Below are 6,165 nucleotides of genomic sequence, written 5' to 3' on the forward strand. Positions count from 1 at the left end.
AGGTAGAACCCCTCCTCCCCCGCCCGCCGCTGCCACGGGTTCAGCACGTCATACATCGCGGCGACATCAGCATCGGAGAACACCACGGCAGCCTCGCCTCCACTCGCACGTCTCGACGCGCACATCCGCACCACATTCCGCTGACTACGGTCGGCGCCCCAGGTAGGCGGCCAGCCGGGTGTAGACGTCGGCGTCGTCGGGCACGGGTACGACCGGGCCGAACGGGCCCTGTTCGCCGCGCTCCTCCGGCCGCACGAACTTCGAGAACGCGTCGAGGGCCTGCGCGCCAAGGTCGGGGTCGAGCTCGGCGAGCCGCCGAGTGGCGTGGGCGAGGTCCCAGGAGTGAGCCGTGAACTCGTGGGTGTACGCCTCAAGAACGTCCCGGCCGGGCAGCGCGGCCCACGGCAGCTCGACCGTGCGGTCCAGCAACCCGTCGTCGGCCCACACCCGCTCGACCTCGCCACGGGCCCGGGTGAACGCGCTCACCCAGCCGTCATCGGCAATATCGTCGATCACATCGGGGACGTCGCGCGCATCGCCTCCCGCGCCGACACGGGCGAGCTTGCGCAGCACGGAGACGACATGCCCGAGCAGCGCGCGAACGTCGTAGTCGGCACAGGGAGTGCGGTTGCCCAGCTCATCAGGACCCACCGCCGCGACCTGCTTCCCGGCTTGATCAAGTGCTCGGGCGAGGAGGGGACGCGGGTCATGGGCCGACTCTGTCGTCATGATGGGGACCCTACAAGGGCACGCTGACAGGGGATGGTCACCGGTGGCTGCACAGCAAGTTCAGCATGGCCCGGTGGCGTCTTGCACGATCCAGCCGGTGGCGGCCACCACTTCATGTGCGATGTCCACGACATGCCGCCCGTCGGTCGCCACCCGCACCGTGTCCGCGGGCGCCGCCGCCTCGTCCAGGAGCCGCGCCTTGCGGGCGCTGCCCTTCAGCGACCGATCCAGCTCCGAGCCCAGTTCCCGGCCCGCCAGCCGCTCGCCGGTGGTGGCGTCAGAGGCAGTGAGCAGTACTCGTACGAACCGCACTCCCGCTCCCATGGCGCGCTCGAACATGCCCGTCGCCTCGGGCAGCACGCTCACGGTGCTTGTGTAGATCAGGCGTCGGTAGCCGAACCGGGCGAAATTCGCCCAGACGGCCGGCAAATTGCTCTCGATGATCTCCAATCGGCGAGGGTCCCCCTTCGGCGCCGGATGCACAAGGCCCAGGAAGTCACCCTCAAGGACCGCGTGCGAGACCTCTGCGGCACGCAGTCGCGCCGAGATTTCCCACCCCACGGTCGTCTTGCCGACACCGGCACGTCCTCCGATGAGCAGCACTTCCGGACGGTCCATGGGATACAGCGTGCCAGCCCTCGACCGCGTCACACGACCGATTTCGGTCCGCACCCATCGCCGCAGCCCCGCCCCGCGGCCAGATCGCAGTCCGCGGCCGGCGTACGGGCTCGCGTCCACATCGCCACGAGCGAGTCCCAGGGCCGGGACCGCCGATACAAGTCCTTCAATTATGCCCGCGGGGGAATTTTCCAGCGCTGCATGCGTAAGAGGCTCAGCTACTGCGAAGCCAGTATCTCGCGAACCTGCATGAGTGCGAAACCCAGTAGATTGTGCCCCTGCCACGAAGCGGGCGAAGTTGCGCGTTCGTCACCTGCGGCCAATCCGATTCCCCAGACCCGATCCAGCGGACTCGCTTCCACTAGTATGCGATTACGTGTATTCAGGAGAAAATTCCGCAGTTCTGGTTCCGCCGAGAATTTGGCAATGTTCCCATGAAGGACAATGTCGTACCGGTGCTCGATCCAGACTCTTTCGTCAAACCCTCGCACTTGACGGCCGAGCGACTTCGCTTCACCAGGATGCGAAGCTTCGAGAACGCGACCCGCAGTCTCGTGATCCTCGAACAGCCATGCCTTGTGCGCCATCATGTAATGCTCTGCGGATCGGAAGAGACGCCCTCCTGTGTGGAATTCACCCTCCCACCACTGACTGAGGCATCCACGCCCGGGATTGTCGTCGCTCTCCCGCCGGTTTCCCCAGAAAAACAGGAACCGCATCGGCTGGCCAGACTCCTCCAGGGCCACGGCCTCCTCGATCGTCTGAGGCATGGCGACACATGGCTCAGGACTATCAGACCCTACGCCTTGACGCCGGTGGACAGCGTTCACTAGTCCACCTCATGCGAGTTGGCATCGATTTCGCGGCACAGTTCACCGAGCTCGGAGTCGCTTGGCGAGAACGGCGAGCAGCTGATCCGCAGGAAGTCAATCTTTTGCTCGTAGCTCCAGATGGACCATGCGTCAAGGGTAGTCACGTAGTTCCGGATGACATCCCTTTCATAGCTACGACCCCGCCATTCTCTCCATTCCACCCAACGGGCGGCGCGTCCCACATCGCCCCCCTTCTCGCATTCTGCGATGATCGAGTCAACGATTCGCTCATGAGAGGCTGCCAAGTATGAGCTCCCCAAGAACATCCCTGAGACTGCGTCCTCGAAACGCAGGCGCATAATCGCCTGCGATAGCACTTCGAGCTCCCTGAGCGAGAAGTCAACCTTCATTCGACCATGCCTCTAATTGAATGGATTGGGGCCAGCATAGATTATATCATCGCGAGAAAAACGCAGCGAGCCCTGATGGATAAGCTCGTTGGGCTGTTCCCCTACACGCAGGACCGTCCCCTCCGGAGTGCGTATCGCAATCATGTAGTCACCCTTCCCTATGTATGCGGGGTTGCCGGCAAACAGGAAATTATGGGCATCTTCCGGAGACACCATCTCCTGGGTCACATATGCTCGCCCCTTTCCATCCGCTCTGACAGTCCCCGAGTCCAGTACCCCCTCGTACCCTTCCCTGTTCGAATAGTGGAAAACGGTTCGCTCGTCGATATTCCTGACGAGCGAGTCCACATCTCCAACGTCAGGCGTCGGTGGACACCCACCTGTCGGGGCCAGCCCAAAGGGGTCTGACCATGTGTGCGGATTGCGGACGTACGCGGTCGGGAGAGGGGCAGGCCCCAGGCCAAGTGGGTCGGGGGATGCGTACCGGGCCGTCGCAGGGTCGTAGTAGCGGAAATAGTTGTAGTGGAGGCCGGTTTCCGGGTCGTAGTACTGGCCCGGGAAGCGGAGGGGGGTGTAGGTGGTGCTGGTTGTGGGCCAAGTGGTGGTACCCCAGAGGGTGGAGCGAGCCCGCCAGGCGATGTCGCCGGACTCGTCGACCAGTTCGGTGGGGGTGCCCACCAGGTCGGTGACGATCGCGTAGAAGCGGGAGTCGATTTCCTGTTGTGTGGACTCGTTGGTGAGACGCTCCGTCTGGGTGAGCGGAGTGAAGCCCTTGTGGTCCCAGGTGAGGGTGACCGGGTGCGGGAGGGCCGGGGCCGTGGTCGTCTGCTCGATGAGGGTGGGACCGTCCCAGGCGAACAAGGTCGTCTCGACCGCTTCGCCGCCCACGATGCGGTGCTTCGCCGTGCGGCGGCCCAGTGGGTCGTATGCGTAGCGCCAGACCGTGCCGTCGGGCGTGGTCGCCTGAACGAGGCGGTCTTCCGCGTCCCACTGGTAGCGCCAGCTGTCCGGCTTCCTGGACAGACGGGTCTTCTGGCGGAGGGTGACGCGGCCTGCCGCGTCGTGTTCGTAGCGGATCCTGCCCGCCGACGTGATCGTGGTGCCCGTGTAGGTGCGCGGGCCCTTCGCCTCCTGGAAGGCGTGGGTCTCGGGCCAGGTCGCTTCCGTCTGGTTGCCCGCCTCGTCGTAGGCGTACCGCTCAGTCCAGTCGCGCGCGTGCACCGCCGTGACGCGGCCGACCGCGTTCAGGTCGAAGGCGGTGCGGCCCGTGACGGAGTCGACTACGCCCGTGAGGTAGCCGTCGGCACGGTAGGTGTAGTCCCGGCGCTGAATCGGATCCGAGGCCGTGCGCGTCAGCGACTGGCTGGTCAGGCGGCCCGCCGGGTCCCAGAGCTGGGTCAAGGCCAGGTCGTTGGCGCCGATGGCACGCTGGGTTTCGCGGCCCGCCGCGTCGTGGGTGAAGTCGAGGGTGTGGCCGTTCGCCGTGAGAGACGTGCGGTTGCCCGCCGTGTCGTAGGTGCTGGTGGAGACCGCGCCCGTGGGCGTGGTCCTGCGGGTGCGGCGGCCCAGCGCGTCGTAGGCATGGGTGAGCGCCCGGCCGTTGACCAGCTCCGTTTTGACTCGGCCCAGCTTGTCGCGCTGGTAGCGCACTTCCGCGCCCGGGGCCGTGGCCTCCAGCAGGCGGCCCGCCGGGTCGTAGGCGTAGGTGGTGACCGCGCCTGCCGCGTCCTTGCGGACCGTGCGGCCCAGCGCGTCCCGCTCGTAGCGGATCACCTCGCCCAGGGGGGTCGTACGGGAGGTCAGGGCACCCGTCGGGTCCAGGTCGTAGCGGTGGGTGCGGTCGTCGAAGTCCCGCTCCGCGATCAGGCGGCCCGCCGGGTCGTAGGTGTAGGTCCAGGTGAGGCCCTGGGGGTTGGTGACCTCCGTCAGGCGGAGTTCCGTGTCGTGGGTGAAGGTGTAGCGGACGCCGTCCGGGCCGGTGCGGGCGCTGAGCTGGTCGAAGTGGGTGTACTCATAAGACGTTTCGCCGCCGCTCGGGTTCACGTGGCGTACGCAGTTGCCCTCGCCGTCATACGTCCACGACTCCTGCGCGCCGTCCGGGCCCTCTCGGCGGGTCAGTCTGCCTTCCACCGTCCAGGCCAGGCGCGTCGTCCCGCCCAGCGGGTCGACCACCGTCACCGGGTTGCCGAACCCGTCCCGGCGGTACGCCGTCGTCGCGCCCAGCGGGTCGGTGATCTCCAGCGGGAGGCCCGCCCTGTCGCAGCGCACCCTGGTCGTCGCGCCCAGCGCGTCCGTGACCGACGTGAGAGAGCCGTCGGGCGCGTACGTGCAGCGCGTCGTCCCGCCTGCCGGATCCGTCACCTGGATGCGGTTGCCCCGCTCGTCGTACGCGTACCGCCACTCCGCGCCGTCCGGGCCCACTACGCGGGTCGGCAGGCCCAGTTCGTTGTACGTCACGCGGGTGCACGAGCCGTCCGGGGCGGTCTCCGCGACCGGGCGGCCCTCCCCGTCCCGCTCCACACTCCAGGTGCGGCCCAGCGCGTCCGTGGTGGCCAGGACGCGGTCGTCGTGGTCGCGTTCGGTGCGGGTGGTGGCACCGGTCGCGTCGACGCTGGTGACGATCTGGAGGCGGTCGTTGACCAGATAGCGGGTGGTGTGGCCCAGCGAGTCCGTCACGGCGGTGACGCGGAGGCCGGTACGGGGGTCGGTCTGGCTGTAGTCGAGGGTCGACAGGAGGCGGCCCGCCTCGCCGGACTGCCACACGCAGCGGTCCTCGTCGTCGTACGCGTACCCGAAGCGGCTGCCGTTCGTGTCGGTCCAGGAGGTGATGCGGCCGCGGTCGTCGTAGCCGAAGCGGAGTGGCGTGCCGGTGGAGTTGACCACCTCCGTCAGGTTGCCGTGGGTGTCGTAGGCGTAGCGGATGAGCTGCTGGTCGCCTCCGTCGGGCGCCGCGCCCGCCAGGTGCAGGGCCGTCACGCGGCCGTCCGCCGTCTCGACGCGGAGGCGGTAGCCGCCCGAGTGGACGACGCCGAGCGGCGTGCCCTCCTCGTCGTAGTCGAAGGTGATCCGGTTGCCGTTGCGGTCCGCCACTTCGGCCAGCAGCGCCGTCTCCTCGCGCTCTCCGCCGCCCGTGAAGTGGTGCACCCGGCCCGACTCCGGGTCGGTGAGGACGTAGTCGCCGTGCGGTGTGCGCTCCAGGGTCCGGCGCGGGCCCTCCTCCGGCAGCACCGGTACGCCGCCCGGTACCGGGTGCGGGTAGGCGAGCAGCAGGCCCTCTTCGCCGTGGTAGACGACGCCCTCCGCGTCGGTCTCCAGGCGCTGGTCGAGCGTGCTGGACCAGGTCGGGCCGAACCACCGGCCCGCCCGGTAGGACGACTCGAACTGCCGCTGGAAGACGAGCGGCAGCACACCGGGCAGCGCGACATCCGTCTGGGCCAGCAGCATCCGGCCGGTCGCGAAGTCCACCGGGTCCCGGCCGAACCACTTGTGCAGCTTCTGCCGCGCCCCGTTGCGCGGGCTCTCGCGTACGCCCTCGCGTCCGGGCCGGGCCCGTGCCCCGCCCCGCTCCGCCGCCCGCGCGGCCCGCCGCGCCGTAC

5 protein-coding genes are annotated in these 6,165 nt (G+C 68.0%); all 5 read right to left on the reverse strand.

What is annotated here, in order from left to right:
• Nucleotides 1-144: 144 nt before the first annotated feature.
• Nucleotides 145-729 (reverse strand): TIGR03086 family metal-binding protein, encoded by a 585-nt coding sequence (locus G5C65_RS29275; RefSeq protein WP_165302061.1) that lies wholly within the window; start codon nt 727-729, stop codon nt 145-147.
• Between the two features lie 60 nt (nt 730-789).
• Nucleotides 790-1,347, reverse strand: a complete 558-nt coding sequence (locus tag G5C65_RS29280; protein WP_206442404.1) for a hypothetical protein — start codon at nt 1,345-1,347, stop codon at nt 790-792.
• A gap of 218 nt (nt 1,348-1,565) precedes the next feature.
• Nucleotides 1,566-2,117 carry an NADAR family protein gene (locus tag G5C65_RS29285; RefSeq protein WP_165302062.1) on the reverse strand — a complete coding sequence of 184 codons (552 nt, stop codon included), beginning with the start codon at nt 2,115-2,117 and terminating at the stop codon, nt 1,566-1,568.
• 59 nt (nt 2,118-2,176) lie between these two features.
• Nucleotides 2,177-2,569 (reverse strand): hypothetical protein, encoded by a 393-nt coding sequence (locus G5C65_RS29290; RefSeq protein WP_165302063.1) that lies wholly within the window; start codon nt 2,567-2,569, stop codon nt 2,177-2,179.
• Between the two features lie 12 nt (nt 2,570-2,581).
• Nucleotides 2,582-6,165: DUF6531 domain-containing protein (locus G5C65_RS29295; protein ID WP_165302064.1), on the reverse strand; the 3,584-nt coding region annotated here is incomplete at its 5' end.

Origin of the sequence: Streptomyces boncukensis, from assembly GCF_011045075.1 — a bacterium.
Classification (GTDB): domain Bacteria; phylum Actinomycetota; class Actinomycetes; order Streptomycetales; family Streptomycetaceae; genus Streptomyces; species Streptomyces boncukensis.